The organism is Staphylococcus schweitzeri (assembly GCF_002902405.1).
In the GTDB taxonomy this organism is placed as follows: Bacteria; Bacillota; Bacilli; order Staphylococcales; family Staphylococcaceae; genus Staphylococcus; species Staphylococcus schweitzeri.
Genome location: NZ_PPQS01000013.1, coordinates 18,437 through 34,459, shown reverse-complemented (window position 1 = coordinate 34,459; position 16,023 = coordinate 18,437). Strand labels below are relative to the sequence as shown.

Here is a 16,023-nt window from a genome sequence, read left to right as displayed (position 1 = left end):
TGGGACGCCGTTAATCGGTTTCCCAGAGCACAAAAACTTTATGTCTCAACCTCTACTATGTGTTTAACTTTTTATAGTAAGCCTAACCATTTCCAATAAGTCATGCTGAAAATTAAAATTAAAATATAACCAACAATTGTTAATGGTATACCAGCTTTCAAGAAATCTTTAACTGTAAATGTACCAGTTCCATATGCGAGCATATTTTGAGGAGCACTAACTGGTAATAAAAATCCAAAACTAATTACAAATTGTTGAATTAAAACAAATCCTATTGACTGATCTCCTAAATGAAGCGTAGAAGTTAAAGAAATAAATACAGGTATTAATGCTGATGAAAGGCTTGTAGCACTAGCGAAACCTAAATGAATCAATATATTAAATAACGTTATGAGTGCAATTGTAGCTATAAGAGGTAAATGCGTTAATCCTAGAGCACCAAATGTTTGATCACTTAACCATTGTGCTGCTCCTGTTTTCAATAATACATTTCCTAAAGAAATACCAACACCAAAAACAATAATTGTTCCCCATGGTATTTTATTTTCTACACCTTTCCAAGTCATAACACCGATTTTAGGCATTAACATAATACCTAAAGCTATAATTGTAATCGATGCTGAATCAATTGGATGTAATACTTTTTCAGTTGACCAAAAGACTAATAATAAAAGCGAGATGATTATCAGACGCCATTCGCGTGCACTCACCTGACCGAGTTTATGCAATTCTTCTTTTATCAATTCTCTACCACCTTCGATTGCATTAATTTCTGGTGGCATCACTTTAATCATTATGAAATATAATGCTATTGACATCATCACTGACCATGGTGCAGCATATAAAAACCATTCACCCCATGACACATCAAATCCAAGTTGTTGATTTATAAAATTAATAGCCACTATATTTTGAGCTGCAGCCGTCTTAATACCTATATTCCAAATTGAAACAGCTTGCACAGACGTTATGATTAATAATGACGCTAATTTACTATCTTTTGATACTTTAAAGGCAGCAATCATCCCTAATAAAATTGGTACTACAGCACCTGCTCTTGCTGTTGCTGAAGGTACAAAGAATGCTAAAACAATTGAAACAACAATAGCACCTATGACTATATTACGCGTCTTATTGCCTACAATTGATAAAACAATTAATGCCAATCTTTTGTGCAAATTTGTTTCTTGCATTGCCGCAGCTAAAAATAAGGCAGCAGCTACAAGTGCAACAGCTGATGTTGCAAATCCACTAAATGCTAATGATAATGCATGATTAGTACCTAAAATATCACTACCAGCTAAAGTGACACCACCACTTTTAGGATTTCCTAATTTGGTTGCTAAGTTTTGTACAGGACTAAATCCTAACAACAATATCATAAGACCAATAATTAATGTCGCTGATACTGGATATGTTACTGCTTCTGTTACCCACATAATGACTGCAAAAGCTAAAATGGCTAACACAGCTTTTGCCATTAAAGGCAAACTAGCTGGTGTGGGCAATAACAGTACTACAATGAGCACTATAAAACTCATAACAATCCAAATTGGTTTATAATGCTTTTTATTCTGTTGTTGAACATTATTTACTGCGTGAAATTCTTTTGTCATATCACTCGCCCCTTTGTTTTAATTCATGTTCAAGTTAATTATAACAATTTTTCAAAACATACTTTTTCAATTAATGTAAAATACACATTTTTTCAAAATATTTAGTAAATATCCACGAGAAGCAAATGAATTCCCGTGAGGTCTGGGTTTTATCTTGCATTCTAACAAAAATACATAATAAAAAACTACCTACAATATTTTAACCGTAGCGAGTAACAATCCATTGATTCATACTGATTGGTAAGCTTCGGATGAAAATTTGGTAGATAGTTTAAATTTAAAAATGATTTATACCGTAAACATATATAATACCAAAAAACGCAGCTCCACTTAATATTGCTAAAATGAAGCTTAAAATTAATGTACGCTTGTAGTGTTTAAGGAATGCTATAAATAAAATCACAACATTATATGCAAAGAATAAACCGAAAAGTGTCATTGTTATTTTCAAATCAGAATAGAAAATGTTTAATAATAATACGATAACTGCGTAAATCACATATGGAATAATTATAAATTTGCGCTCAAACCCTAATTGTTCAAAACGTTTGTCTTCGTTTGTCATGATATGCTCCTTTATATGTTAAGTAATTTTTATGGAATATCTTGTCCGAGTATGGCTGTGTATATATCAAACCACGATTGATCATCTAGCAACAGTTGCAGTCCATCAATTGCTTGGTCAATACGTTGTAATTGTCTTGTCCCAAGTATCGGCATTACACGATGTGGTAATTTCACCAACCATGATATCATCACTGCCATTTCACTAACACCATATCTTTCAGCAATTGGTTTTATAACTTTCATAATTTGTCTACCTTTAACATTGTCATTATCAAAAAGTTTACCACCTGCCAAAGGACTCCATGCCATGATTTGAACATGATGTTGATACATTGCATCCATTGTTCCATCTTGTAAATTTTCAATATGATACGGTGATAATTCCAATTGATTCACACTAATATGTAGACGTTCTTTAGTGATATATTGATTTAATAATTGATATTGTGCATCATTAAAATTTGAAACACCGAATGATTTAATCTTACCCTCTTTTACAAGTTTCGTTAAAGCGTCAGCAACTTGTTCAGGATCCATTAATGGTGAAGGTCGATGAATCAGTAAACCATCTAAATGATCAACATTTAAATTACTTAAAGATTGTTCAACAGACTTGATAATATGATTACTATTTAAATCATAACGATGCCCATTTGTAAAATCAAATTGCGTAGAAGGTAAAATAATTCCACATTTCGTAACAATTTGAAGCTTAGATCTCAAATCAGGTGATAATTTCAATGCATTTCCAAATAATTTCTCACATTGATAATCCCCATATATATCTGCATGATCCATTGTAGTTATACCACGTTCGACTAACTCATTTATAAAATAATTCAACTCTTGTGCAGTCATTTTCCATTCATTAGCACGCCAAAATCCTTGTACTAGTCTAGAAAAATGTACATAATGATTTATCATTATTTGTTCCATAAGACATCCACCTCATCCCTCGTTGTCACAAAAATTTCACAACATCAATTTTCATAGCACTTCAATTTTTAAATAGTAAGTTCTATAAAATTAATTTAATTACGTAAATTGTAGCATATCTAATTGATTGCGTAGCTGATTAGTGTCTAATGCCTCCCCTATGATGACGATTGTTAACGGTAACTTCATCGAAACAATACCATAATCAGGTAATCCATATGCATATTGAAATTCATATATGGCGTCAGGTTTATCTCTAAAAGTGACATAACCTTTTAAACGCAATACCGAATCTGATAATTTTAAAATGAATTGATAAAACAACTGTCTATCTATTGGACCACTAAACGTATAATGCATACTTTTAATTTCATGATGGTGGTGATGGTGATTTCCATTTGCCGATTCTTGATTTTTAGTTTTTAAAAGTAACGTATCTAAAGGCACTCGGCCAAAGGTCGTTGTATGCGTCATAACGCCAGGACATAGATCATATAATTGGCTTTTGACTTTTTGAATATTATCAGCAGTTACAAGGTCAATTTTATTAATTATAACTACATCGCTTAACTTAAGTTGATCTTCCATAAGTGAAACCGTATTGTCAGTATATTGATGTCGATCTAAAAATCTCTTAGCATCTAAAACCCCAATTATCGTTGGCTTTTCAAAATAACTAACTAGCTTTGGATCTTGACAAGCAATCAGTAATTCTAAAGGATGTGCAATTCCTGTAGCCTCTATAATGACATGATTAACATCACCGTTTAAAGCAATTGCTGTCAGTTCTGAGACGAGTTCTTGTTTAAGGTCACAACAAACACAGCCGTTTATCAATGAATGCACTTCAATTTCATTGGAAATACTATTACTATCGATATCAAAACTACCGAATTCATTCATGATGATTTTAATTTTCTCATCATTTTTTAATAATTCACTAATATAATGTGTCAGTAACGTGGTTTTACCACTACCTAAAAATCCGTTAATTATGGATATTCTTATTTTTTCATCTTTATTATTTTTCATTTTATATTCTCTTTTCTATTACAGTTATTTTTAAAAATGATAACATATATATTAAATTATCTTTTTGCTTGATTTAATCAAAAATATCTTCTAAACTTTAAACATACTTTAATTTTAGCATGGCATTGAATCAAAGGAAGTTGTGAATTAGTTAACAAGCAACTTTTTATGATTACCAATCCGAAAAGAGAAAAAAACGGATAGTATGTCTGGAGGAGAACTTTAATGTCTGATCAACATAATTTAAAAGAACAGCTATGCTTTAGTTTGTACAATGCTCAAAGACAAGTTAATCGCTACTACTCTAACAAAGTTTTTAAGAAGTACAATCTAACATACCCACAATTTCTTGTTTTAACTATTTTATGGGATGAATCTCCTGTAAACGTCAAGAAAGTCGTAACTGAATTAGCACTCGATACTGGTACAGTATCACCACTATTAAAACGAATGGAACAAGTAGACTTAATTAAGCGCGAACGTTCCGAAGTCGATCAACGTGAAGTATTTATTCACTTGACTGACAAAAGTGAAACTATTAGACCAGAATTAAGTAATGCATCTGACAAAGTCGCTTCAGCTTCTTCTTTATCTCAAGATGAAGTTAAAGAACTTAATCGCTTATTAGGTAAAGTGATTCATGCATTTGATGAAACAAAGGAAAAATAATTAACTTTTGTCATGACAATTAAAGTAATGTTTAGAATTTATTAAGAATAAAAACACAATTAACAAGCTTTTGCTTGTTAGTAAAAAACTGCTTGAAAGGTTTATTCAGCCTATCAAGCAGTTTTTTGTTATGCATTATATTGGATCATATTCCATAAAGCACCTTGCTCAGCAAGTAATTGTTGATAGTTTCCCTTTTCAACTATTTTACCATTTATCATCACGATGATGGTGTCAAAACGTGACAATAAATTTAAATCATGCGTAGCAACTATTAACGTTTGAGCTTGTACTTCAATTAAATCCATTACTTTTGTAGTATTTTGCTGATCTAAAGCTGTCGATGGCTCATCTAAAATCCATGTTTTTGAATGTTCTTTCAACATCATTCTAGCAATAGCTAATCGTTGTATTTCTCCACCAGACAACGTACTACCATTTAAATCTAAATACTGTTCTAATGATAAATGAGTTAAATCAAGTTTATTGAAAATATTATAAATAACTTCATCGTCTGCTTCAGAAAATAAATTATCACGTATTGTACCATCAAATAATTGCTGTGTTTGTAACAGGACATTTAAACTTTCAAATTTATCTTTGTCATCTATTTCAAACATATTCATGTTTTCATATAAAACAGAACCATTATCAAGTTGATACAGACCTGCCATTATTTGTAGCAATGTACTCTTTCCTGAACCAGAAGGACCCACAATAGCAATCTTTTCGCCTCTTTTAACTTCAAAATTAATATCTTTTAATACATAAGATTGCTGGTTACAATATTTAAAGCTCGCGTGTTTTATATCAAATACTTGTTTTGGTACCATATCATAATTTAAAGACGCATGGCCGTTGGTTGTAGGTGTTGATATCACTTCATTAATCTCATGTAAAGCTTGGTCTGTATCAGCTTTATAATATGCAACGTTAGTCATTGGTACAGCCTGTTCAAATAATGTTAATATCATCAGCACAATACTTGTCATATAAATTATGTTTAGATGCCCTTCATTAATTTGAATTAACCCTAAAACCAAACTACCAAATATCGAAAGCATAGCAATAATATTTAATATAAAATCATAAATCGTTAAAAAGCGCTGTTCTTTAAGTTGTAACTTATCAAATTGATTTAATTTAGCCATCAAATTATCATGATAATGATTAACTTGATTAAATCGTCGTAGTTCTTCCATTCCAGCTTTATAATCATAAAAATGATTTAAAAATTGAGCCTGTTCATTAGCTACATACTTTTTTAAAGTACGTGCTTTTTTTGCACTTAACCAAGGAACAATAAGTAAAGTAAACAACATGCTAACCATAATCAATAGCGCATGGCCGATTGATATAAATGCCAATACTATCACTGTAACTAGCGCTGTCAAACCGATGACGACTGGTGGATAATATACACGTAAATAAATATTTTGTAATGACTCAACACGACTAATCATACGTGAAATTAAATCACTAGAGCTCAGTTTACGGTAAACATTAGGAATGACATTTACTAATCTTCCGAAAAACTGTACCCGAATATCACGTAGCATTGTAAAAGTAGCTTTATGAGAAATAAGGCGCTCTACGTATCGAGTAATTGCTCTTAAAAATCCAAACAATTTTACTGTAACGACTAAAATCATCAAAGCGTAAAGCGGCGCACCAAGTGCACTTTGCGTCACCATATAACCACTTAAGAAAAACATGGCGAGCGCAACTAAACTTCCACAAACACCAACAAATATAGCTAACAATAAATCCCTATCTATTTGAAATTTTAGTCGTGTTTTCATAAGTCATCACCATTTTCTGCTAAATTTACTGAAATATTATAGTCATCAGCTATCACTTTTCCTTTTTCTAAATACAAACGTCTTCGTAAATGGCGAATCGTATTATCTCTATGTGCTATGACAATCATTGTCGCTGTATTAAAGTGCTTAAATAATACATTCTGAATCATATATTCTGTTTGTACATCCAAACCTGTCGCAGGTTCATCAAAAATCACGAGATCTGGCTTCATAACTAATAGACGACAAAGTTCTATGCGTCTCATTTGTCCTCCTGATAACATCTCCCCACCTTCACCAATTTTTGTATCAATACCATGTTTATAAGATTGCACTTTTTCAAGCAAACCAACCTCATCGAGTACAGCTTCAACTTTGCTATTCTCCATGTCTTTAAACATCGTAATATTATCCTTTATTGAAGCACTAAAAATATAAGGATGCTGACTTAGTATTCCTATGTTTAAATCACGCTGGTTTGTACTTATAGTGCCTATTGTTGGCTGATAAACACCTGAAATAAGATGTGTCAATGTTGATTTACCTGCACCACTTGGTCCAACAAGCGCTATTTGATCACCTTTTGAAATATCTATATTTATTTTATTCAATACTAATCTATCAGAATTAACATAACGAAAAGATACATCATTTAAACGAATAAATGATTGCTGCTCTTTTAAATATTTTATCTGAGCTACCTTATTATCATTAGATTGTGCTAAAAACTCAAATACAACGTCACTGGCACCTTCACTTTGTTTACCTGTATGAAATGCTTGTCCTAAATCCTTGATTGCATTATAAAATTCAGGTGCTAAAATAATCGCAATTGCAGCTGTTTTAAAATCAATATGATGAAATACTACTAAGCTTAATGTTGCTTCCAATGCAACAAGTCCTATGCCTAACATACTTATGAATTCAAGCATTAATCCCGATAAAAACGCACTACGTAATATGCGCATCGTCAACGTTCTAAACTGCGTACTATCATCGTAAATATGTTTAGCTGCTTTTTCTGTACGATTAAATAATTTCAACGTAACTAATCCTTTAGCAATATTTAAAAAACGTTGACTAAATTGATTTAAATATGTCATTTGCTCTTTAGATTCATCTCGTGTTTTTAGACCGAAAATAATATAAAATAATGGGATAAACGGTGCAGTTATTAACATGATTAAAGCAGTATTTAAATGAATGAAAAACATAGTGATGATAATAATAAATGGAACCATCATAGATTTGAATACTTGAGGTAAATAACTTTTATAAAAAGGTGCTAATCCATCTATATTTTCAGAGAGAATTGTCATTTGTTCCCCAATTGGATAGACCCGATTTGCATGAATGACACGTTGGCGCAACATATGTTTTACTTTAAATGCTAATGTATCACCCAACCATTGATTTAGAAATTGTACGGTTGCTCTTAATAAAAGCACACTTAATAAAATGAATAAAATAGACCACAGACCTTGTAATTGATGTTTTATAATTTTAGACAAAAAATCTGCGATTAAAATGTTTTGAGTTATAACTAGCAACCCAAGTACAGTACTTACAATCAACATTAGTACTGGAAAAACTTTATATTGAAACAGTATTGTTGTTAATTTTTTCACAATTATATCACCTAAACCTATTATAAAAGGTTTTCCTTAAAATAAAATTAAATAGCTCATTAAAATTTTGAATTTTTTCATGTAAAAGGAGTTGGATATTTACACCTTTAGTCTCGTATTATAACTAGAACTGGCATGTATTTAAATGAATATGCTATCATAATATGGTAATTTTGATATTTAGACTAATTAAATTGAGTTATGAAAGTGGGTACATTATGTTTATCATTGAATTAATTAAAGGTATTATCTTAGGAATCGTCGAAGGATTAACAGAATTTGCGCCTGTTTCTTCTACTGGACATATGATTCTTGTTGATGATATGTGGTTAAAATCATCTGAATTTTTAGGTTCTCAATCAGCATTTACGTTCAAAATTGTTATTCAATTAGGTTCTGTTTTTGCAGCAGCATGGGTATTCCGTGAACGCTTCTTAGAGATATTACATATTGGTAAACACAAACACGTTGATGTAGAAAATAATCAACAAAGACGCTCAAAGCCTAGACGATTGAATCTATTACATGTGTTAGTAGGTATGATACCAGCTGGTATTTTGGGATTATTATTCGATAACTTTATTGAAGAACATCTGTTTAGTGTCCCTACCGTTATGATTGGATTATTCGTAGGTGCAATTTATATGATTATTGCTGATAAATATTCAGCTAAAGTTAAAACTCAACAAACCGTTGATCAAATTAATTATTTCCAAGCATTTGTTATTGGTATCTCTCAAGCGGTAGCAATGTGGCCTGGCTTCAGTCGTTCAGGATCTACAATTTCTACTGGTGTATTGATGAAACTAAATCATAAAGCAGCATCAAATTTCACATTTATTATGGCCGTACCAATTATGTTAGCTGCTAGTGGATTGTCACTATTAAAACATTATCAAGACATTCAAATTGCAGACATTCCATTTTACATCTTAGGATTTTTAGCTGCATTTACAGTAGGTTTGATTGCAATTAAAACATTCCTACATCTTATTAATAAAATTAAATTAATCCCATTCGCCATATACAGAATTATCTTAGTTATCTTTATTGCAATTTTGTATTTCGGTTTTGGCATTGGAAAAGGCATTTAATTCATTTTAAATATGGACTGTCAGTTAAATTATACTTAATTGGCAGTCTTTATTTTTTACCTTTCAAAACATATAATACATAGATGAATTCACTACTCTCATCGTTTATATTGATGTATCATAGGGTATGTAAAAATAATAAAGTAATTATGGAGGCAAGATCTATGGATAAGAAAAAAGTCATCAAATTTATGATTAATGTATTACCAATAGTTTTAGTACCTTTGTTTGTTGAACGCAAACGAATTAAACAACATCCTGATGTACAAAAAGTTACTGATGCAACTAGTAAAGTAGCTTCGAAAACTTCCACAGTAATTAGCAATACAGCTAGCGATGTTAAAGAATACGTTGGTGATAAAAAGCAAGATTTCGAAAATAAACGTGAGCTTAAAAAGTTTGCTAGAGAACATGATCCTGCCTATATTGAAAAAAAAGGCGAGAAATTAGCAAAACAAAATCGCAAAGACGCAGATAAAATGAAGAAAATACTTCAAAAAAGTATTGAAAAACGTCATAAAGAAGAACAAAAAGAGCGTGAAAAAAATCAATTACAACGTATTAAAGATATGAAAAAGTCGCAAAAGTATGAAGAAAAAGTTGGTCTAACACCTGCTAAGTTAGACGAAAAGACCGAGAAAAAAGGCGATAAACTTGCAGAAAAAAATCGTAAAGAAATTGACAAAATGAATAAAAAGTTACAAAAAAATATAGAAAAACGTCACAAAGAAGAACAAAAGCAACAACAAGAAGCTGAAAAAGCACGCATCAAGTCATTTAAAAATTATAAAGATTATGTTGCTAGAAGCCCAAAAACACAAATTAAAAATAATGATACTGAGGCATAATAGTGACGAATATTATTATTGATGGAGATGCTTGTCCTGTTGTTAATTCTATAATTGATTTAACAACTGAGACAGGCATTTTTGTGACAATCATTCGTAGCTTTAGTCATTATTCAAATCAAGTATATCCTCCACATGTAACAACAGTTTATGTCGATGATGGACCCGATGCAGTTGATTATAAAATTGTTCAACTTTCTAAAGATGAAGACATTGTTATCACTCAAGATTACGGTCTTGCAAGTTTATTGATTGAAAAAGTAAACACTGTTATGCATCATAACGGGAAGATATACAATTCTAAAAATATTCAACAACTTTTAGATAAACGGTATTTTAATGCACAAATTCGAAAACAAGGTGGTCGCCACAAAGGCCCACCTCCTTTTACTAAACAAGATAAGAAAACATTTGAAATGTCATTATCAAAAATTATTCATCAAGTAAGGGAGAGAAATTAGAATGAAGCGAATCGCGGTATATTGTGGTGCAAGTAAAGGTCACAATCCTTCATATGTCAATAAAGCCTATGAGTTAGGAAAATACTTTGCTGAACAAGGATATGAGTTAGTATTTGGTGCAGGGTCAATCGGAATTATGGGTGCCATTCAAGATGGTGTTTTAGATCATGGTGGTAAAGTTATTGGTATTATGCCTAAAATGCTAGATGAACGCGAAATTACAAGTCAACGTTTAACCGAATTAATTTTAGTAGATTCTATGCATGAACGTAAAAATAAAATGACTGAACTTGCCGATGCGTTTGTTATGGCTCCTGGTGGCGCAGGATCTCTTGAAGAATTTTTTGAAATGTATAGTTGGGCTCAAATTGGTATTCACGAAAAACCAATAGCTATATATAATATTAATGGCTTTTTTGACCCACTACAGTCAATGATTGATCATATGATAGAAGAAGGATTTATTGATCCGAAGTATCGTGGACTTGCGCCGTTATGTGACACAAAAGAGTCTTTGGTGGAATCAATTTTAAATTTCAAACCGTTAGGAACTCGTACTTATGATTAAGATGCGTTTCCCAAATTAAATAAACATCACCTCCTGTATTTATATAGTACTATAGGTGATGTTTATTTATGTTTGAAGAATCATTGTCATTTACAAAATTACGTACTCAAATCTATGGAATAACGTACTTCTCTTTTTAATAAATGATACTTACTAAGATGTGGTAACTCAAAATGATCATAATATGACATACCTATTTTTTCCATTACACGTTGAGAAGCTTTGTTCGCTTCAGCAGTAAAACTATATACGACTTGTATATTATGTTTTTTTGCTAGTTCTAATACAGCTTTTGCACCTTCAGTAGCCATACCTTGCCCCCAATATTGTGGTAACAAACGCCAGCCTATTTCATATAAAGGTAATTCCTTGAAAGGATAATCACTAGTTTCTGGAATGTAATTTAACCCTATAAAGCCAATCCATTGATGAGAATCTTTTTCTTCAACAGCAAATAAACCTATACCATAATCTTTGATAATAATATCCATTTTCCTCATATCCAATTCTGAACGTCGATAACTTAATAAACTGGGAAAGTACTTACGTACGTCATGATTTGCATTCATTTTTTGAAAAAGTAATAAATCGTCTTCATTCCAATCTCGTAAAATCAGACGCTCAGTTTCACAATAAATCATGTTTTTATAGCTCCTATAAAATAATTTCAATAAAAAACACAAAATCGACATGATAATCAACTCTGTGTTTCGGATAATAAATTATTCAGATTTTGAAATATAACTAATTAGTTCAACATGCACTGGCACTTCTTTTAATCGTGCTCGATCTGACTTTAACGCAGTAAATGTTGCATCTATAAAATCCTGTTGATGATTTAGTCGATATGTAGCTACAAATGTATCTGTATCAGACTCAAAATTGGGTAATTGTGCAATCACACGTTTAATTTCTCCAGTAGAATCTAAAATTGTTCGTCCAGTAATATTTTCTAATTCTCTACCTAACTCTGGCAAAGTGATATTTTGACCTTCTAAAATTTTAAAATCTTGTTCATGCATGTCATTTCTCTCCTTTAATCATTACGAAGTTGAATAGTGAGTATTGTTTTTAATCATCGCCATATATTTTATTTACACATACCCTTAAAATAAGGCTTAAAACGTTGTGTATCATGTTAAGCCCTTTTCAATGCTCAAATCATGACTGATTTTTATCATTAGACTTTTGTTCTTTATCTTTAGTAGTAGATTTCTTATTGTCATCTAATTTAGATTTATCTTTTGCATCTTTATTTTGTGATGTTGACTTATCTTTTGTGTTGTCTTTTTTGTTGCCTTTATTTTCATCTTTACTATCTTCTTTAGATGGTTTTAAATCTTTCACTTCTTTTTCAAGGTCTTTTTGTTTGTCTTCAAGTTTATCTTTTTCTTGTTTTAACTTTTCTTTTTTATCTTTTAAATTTTTATTCTCTTTTTGTAATTTGTCGATATCTTTTTCAAGAGATGCCTTCTCTTGGCTCTTGCCACAACCAGCTAATAATATCATAATTGACATGATACTGATAATAAATTTCTTCATATTGAACTCCTTAACGTCTTTAAAATCCTTTTTATTTTAACATGAATTGACTACTTAATCATAATTCTATTCTATATCTTTATACATTTTTACGTGACTTAATTGATATCCTAACCTTTTGTTCAATGAAATCATTGTCACGTTGTCTTTATGTACTGTACTAACAACTTGTTTCGCTTTTATACTTTTTGCCCAACTCTCAATACCACACTTTAGTCTAGCAGCTAACCTTCTGTTTCTATATTGTGGCTCTACATAAAGTAATTCAATACTAACTATCTGTTTCTCCGAATTAAAATGCCCCCAAATAAATGCACAAAGTTGTGAATCATTTTCAACAATATAAATCTTATCATTAGAATATTCCAACCTTGAACATATCATCTCAAACCTAAGTGCAACACTGAGCGATGTACATCGATAACCTGATTCAGTTTCAGTTAATAATAGTTCATGGATATTAGCTATTTGATGAATATAATCTCGCTCATTTTTATTTAAAGCCCTCATTTTCCCTCTCCAATATTAATCATTATCATTATGCGTGTAATATGATATGATTGATTTTATTGATACTATAAAATCATTTCCGTTTTAAATTGGAATTAAACATTATTAAAGGGGCGCTTAAGCAACAATGAAAAGTACTGCGCAATTAACTAAAGAAAACAATGTAAAATCATTAAGGTTAAGCAATACAGATAGAGAAATCTTCGAGAACTATATGACATATATGCGTTCTGATTTTCGTGTTAATCCACATGATACCGAGTTAATTATCAACCGTATACTAAAAAAATTATTAAGCGCAGAACAACATGGTCTATTAGCCTTAGATTTTTTTGATCATGATCCAAAAGCACATGCAAGAAAAGAGCTTAAAGCAATGCCGAATGAAACTTTTAAAAATATATTTAAATATATATATCAACACATTGTACTATTGATTGGTATTGTAAGCTTTCTTAAAGGCTTTTTAGGTTTTTTTATGGAAAAAAATGGTAGTAATCTGTATTTCTTTTCATTTCCATTTTCTATAATAGTTGGATTCTTTATTGTCTTTCTATTCATTTGGTTCAGTTTTAAAACAATCCAATTACAATGTTTTAATAATTCAAATTGGATATGGATATTCACATATCTAGCCATTATATTGCTAATTGTAGGATTTTTCTATGTATTCTTTATTCCGCAATCGGTACTTGCATTTGGACCATACATTCAAATAAGTAATTGGGTATTTATTATAATATCCTTTATTATTATGCCAATTGGTTTTCGTATTGAAAGAAATATTTCGAAAAAACATTCACATACATTTTTATAAACAAAAAGCTTATTACCTTATATGAATGTCAGACACTGTAAATGATAAAATTACTAATTTCAGTTATCTGCATCCATATTTTGCAATAAGCTTTTTTATTAATTAACCCATAATGCGTCGACAAAGAACCAAACTATCATAATAAACATAATAATAGCTTGTGCAACACTACTTGTTAAAAAAGCAACAATTGAACCAAAACTTACTTTAATAGCCTTTTCAACTGAATAGCCTTGAATTAATTCAACTATAAACACTAATACGAATGGAACAATAATGATTCCAAATGGTGGTAATACAAAACAACCAATAATCACTCCTATTAATGCTGCATACTCACCAAATTTCGATCCGCCAAATCGATTAACAAAATATTTATTAGCCAAAAAGTCAGCACATAAAATCAGGGCAGTCAATAAGGCCATTGACACATAAAATATCCATGATAAATGCTGATTGTGAAATCCAAATTGATAGATTAAAAAACCAATCCATAATACTAACACCGATGGAATAATAGGCTTAATTAAACCAATAAATGCAAAAATGAATGCTGCAATTATAAGCAACCATAAAACTATTGTCACGACGATATCACATCCTCTTTTGTTATTTTTTGATCTTTAGTAAAGAATATAAGTATCATACCTAAGAAAATTGATGCTGATGATACGAAAAACACATTTTCCAAACCTACCCAGTGACTCATTGCGCCACCTAATAAGTTACCCCCCAATTGCCCAATCACCATTGCATTAGAAAATAAAGTGGAAGCATAACCTGGAAAATCTGGTAAGATATCTTGGAAATAACTAATGCCAATACCTAAAAGTACAGCTAAAAAAATAGCTAAAAATACTTGTCCAGCAAGCATCATATAAAAGTTCTTAAATACACCAATACTGAAATAGAATAATCCACCGAAAATTGCGCCATAAATCAATAACGTGCGCGTTTGTAATCTCGATGATAAAACACCTAAAATAATCATAAAAGGCACTTCTAATCCTGCACATAAACTCGCTAAATAACCTACATGTTGCTCATTTTCATTTAAATAATTTGTTACAAATAATGGCATATTCATCGTATACATCCACTGGCCGATATGTAACAGAATAAATGCGATAAATGGCAATAACAGAGTTTTATCTTTAAACATATTCGGTGCTGTTTTTTCAACATGCTGTTGTGTACTTATTGGATGTTTTATTTTTAAATCTTTATAGAAAAATATTTGTAAAACGAGTGTGAATAAAATAATACTAATTGTTCCACCAAACAAACCAGCATAGCCTTTTAATCCAATTAGCTGCGCACCAATAAATGGTCCAAATAAAAAGCCCAATGAAAACATTGAACGTAATACCGTATTAGCAAATTGAGCCCTATCTCTAGAACTTGAAACATTAATTGATTCTCTTGCTGATGCGTATAACTGTGGCATGGCAGGCGCAAATAATCCTTGGAAAATAGCATATAGTAAAATAAATAACCATATTGTATCTACAAAAAAGTAAATAGAAAAACCTAAGGATCCCATTAATAATGCCAGAATAATAATAAACTTCCTATTAAAATGGTGCGTATCCGAGAACCTTGCTATAATTGAATTTACTGTAAATTGGCTGATAGCTGCTGATGCCAGCAATAAACCGTACTGATTTGTCGTCATACCTAAATCTTTAGTCGCAAAAAGTACAAGATAAGGGACAGTCACTGCAATTCCCATACCTAATAAAAACATATTCACAACAAAGAGTTTATAATTTTTTATTTGTAATAATGCTGCAAACATATTCATTACCCCGATTCTTAGAGCCCCTTTTAATTTATTAAATAGGGGCTCTTATGCAGTTGTGTTACCAACTGTATTCCTTCACCCTTTTAATTTATTAATTAGGGGCTCTTATGCAGTTGCGTTACCAACTGT

The 16,023-nt window shown here is 31.0% G+C and carries 18 protein-coding genes; 6 read left to right on the top strand and 12 right to left on the bottom strand.

From position 1 onward, the window contains the following. Window positions 1-71: 71 nt before the first annotated feature. From CD116_RS03195 to CD116_RS03180, 4 genes are all read right to left on the bottom strand, one after another. Window positions 72-1,616 (bottom strand): SLC13 family permease, encoded by a 1,545-nt coding sequence (locus CD116_RS03195; RefSeq protein WP_047551636.1) that lies wholly within the window; start codon window positions 1,614-1,616, stop codon window positions 72-74. A 277-nt stretch (window positions 1,617-1,893) separates the two neighbouring features. Then, window positions 1,894-2,181: a hypothetical protein gene (locus tag CD116_RS03190; protein ID WP_047426903.1), complete on the bottom strand. Its 288-nt coding sequence runs from the start codon at window positions 2,179-2,181 to the stop codon at window positions 1,894-1,896. 29 nt (window positions 2,182-2,210) lie between these two features. Then, window positions 2,211-3,119, bottom strand: a complete 909-nt coding sequence (locus CD116_RS03185; RefSeq protein ID WP_047551633.1) for an aldo/keto reductase — start codon at window positions 3,117-3,119, stop codon at window positions 2,211-2,213. 99 nt (window positions 3,120-3,218) lie between these two features. Beyond that, on the bottom strand, window positions 3,219-4,151 hold the full coding sequence (locus tag CD116_RS03180) for a CobW family GTP-binding protein (protein ID WP_047426898.1): 933 nt from the start codon (window positions 4,149-4,151) through the stop codon (window positions 3,219-3,221). A gap of 225 nt (window positions 4,152-4,376) precedes the next feature. Here CD116_RS03180 and mgrA point away from each other — a divergent pair, with 225 nt between their 5' ends. Continuing rightward, the gene (mgrA, locus tag CD116_RS03175) at window positions 4,377-4,820 is read left to right on the top strand and encodes a global transcriptional regulator MgrA (protein ID WP_001283444.1); all 444 of its coding nucleotides are present in this window, start codon (window positions 4,377-4,379) and stop codon (window positions 4,818-4,820) included. Window positions 4,821-4,948: 128 nt separating this feature from the next. On the opposite strand, the gene CD116_RS03170 is transcribed toward mgrA, so the two are convergent. Together CD116_RS03170 and CD116_RS03165 are read right to left on the bottom strand one after the other, a co-directional pair. Further along, on the bottom strand, window positions 4,949-6,622 hold the full coding sequence (locus CD116_RS03170; RefSeq protein WP_047551630.1) for an amino acid ABC transporter ATP-binding/permease protein: 1,674 nt from the start codon (window positions 6,620-6,622) through the stop codon (window positions 4,949-4,951). Further along, a complete protein-coding gene (locus CD116_RS03165) occupies window positions 6,619-8,250 on the bottom strand; it encodes an ABC transporter ATP-binding protein/permease (RefSeq protein WP_047551627.1) in 1,632 nt (543 codons plus the stop codon). The genes CD116_RS03170 and CD116_RS03165 overlap by 4 nt, the downstream gene beginning before the upstream one ends. Before the next feature lie 218 nt (window positions 8,251-8,468). On the opposite strand from CD116_RS03165, the gene CD116_RS03160 reads away from it, so the two are divergent. The 4 genes from CD116_RS03160 to CD116_RS03145 all read left to right on the top strand — a co-directional run bounded on the left by CD116_RS03160 (window position 8,469) and on the right by CD116_RS03145 (window position 11,221). Beyond that, on the top strand, window positions 8,469-9,344 hold the full coding sequence (locus tag CD116_RS03160; RefSeq protein ID WP_047551624.1) for an undecaprenyl-diphosphate phosphatase: 876 nt from the start codon (window positions 8,469-8,471) through the stop codon (window positions 9,342-9,344). Window positions 9,345-9,508: 164 nt separating this feature from the next. Continuing rightward, window positions 9,509-10,192, top strand: a complete 684-nt coding sequence (locus tag CD116_RS03155; RefSeq protein WP_047447930.1) for a hypothetical protein — start codon at window positions 9,509-9,511, stop codon at window positions 10,190-10,192. A 2-nt stretch (window positions 10,193-10,194) separates the two neighbouring features. Then, a complete protein-coding gene (locus CD116_RS03150) occupies window positions 10,195-10,653 on the top strand; it encodes a YaiI/YqxD family protein (RefSeq protein ID WP_047426881.1) in 459 nt (152 codons plus the stop codon). A 1-nt stretch (window position 10,654) separates the two neighbouring features. Then, complete coding sequence (locus tag CD116_RS03145; RefSeq protein ID WP_047531721.1) at window positions 10,655-11,221, top strand: LOG family protein; 567 nt, start codon at window positions 10,655-10,657, stop codon at window positions 11,219-11,221. Between the two features lie 98 nt (window positions 11,222-11,319). On the opposite strand, the gene CD116_RS03140 is transcribed toward CD116_RS03145, so the two are convergent. The 4 genes from CD116_RS03140 to CD116_RS03125 form a co-directional block, all read right to left on the bottom strand. Further along, window positions 11,320-11,862 carry a GNAT family N-acetyltransferase gene (locus CD116_RS03140; protein WP_047551621.1) on the bottom strand — a complete coding sequence of 181 codons (543 nt, stop codon included), beginning with the start codon at window positions 11,860-11,862 and terminating at the stop codon, window positions 11,320-11,322. A gap of 81 nt (window positions 11,863-11,943) precedes the next feature. Beyond that, the gene (locus tag CD116_RS03135; protein ID WP_047428616.1) at window positions 11,944-12,243 is read right to left on the bottom strand and encodes a hypothetical protein; all 300 of its coding nucleotides are present in this window, start codon (window positions 12,241-12,243) and stop codon (window positions 11,944-11,946) included. A 139-nt stretch (window positions 12,244-12,382) separates the two neighbouring features. After that, entirely contained in the window at window positions 12,383-12,763 is a 381-nt protein-coding gene (locus tag CD116_RS03130; protein ID WP_047531717.1) for an SA0632 family lipoprotein, read from the bottom strand. Between the two features lie 66 nt (window positions 12,764-12,829). Beyond that, the gene (locus tag CD116_RS03125) at window positions 12,830-13,273 is read right to left on the bottom strand and encodes a GNAT family N-acetyltransferase (RefSeq protein ID WP_047551619.1); all 444 of its coding nucleotides are present in this window, start codon (window positions 13,271-13,273) and stop codon (window positions 12,830-12,832) included. Window positions 13,274-13,400: 127 nt separating this feature from the next. On the opposite strand from CD116_RS03125, the gene CD116_RS03120 reads away from it, so the two are divergent. After that, complete coding sequence (locus tag CD116_RS03120) at window positions 13,401-14,090, top strand: DUF1129 domain-containing protein (protein ID WP_047531707.1); 690 nt, start codon at window positions 13,401-13,403, stop codon at window positions 14,088-14,090. A 98-nt stretch (window positions 14,091-14,188) separates the two neighbouring features. On the opposite strand, the gene CD116_RS03115 is transcribed toward CD116_RS03120, so the two are convergent. After that, window positions 14,189-14,677, bottom strand: coding sequence for a DUF456 domain-containing protein (locus CD116_RS03115; RefSeq protein WP_047428627.1), 489 nt, complete (start codon window positions 14,675-14,677; stop codon window positions 14,189-14,191). Beyond that, complete coding sequence (locus CD116_RS03110; RefSeq protein ID WP_047551617.1) at window positions 14,674-15,894, bottom strand: sugar efflux transporter; 1,221 nt, start codon at window positions 15,892-15,894, stop codon at window positions 14,674-14,676. Before CD116_RS03110 ends, CD116_RS03115 begins: the two co-directional genes overlap by 4 nt. Between the last annotated feature and the right edge of the window lie 129 nt (window positions 15,895-16,023).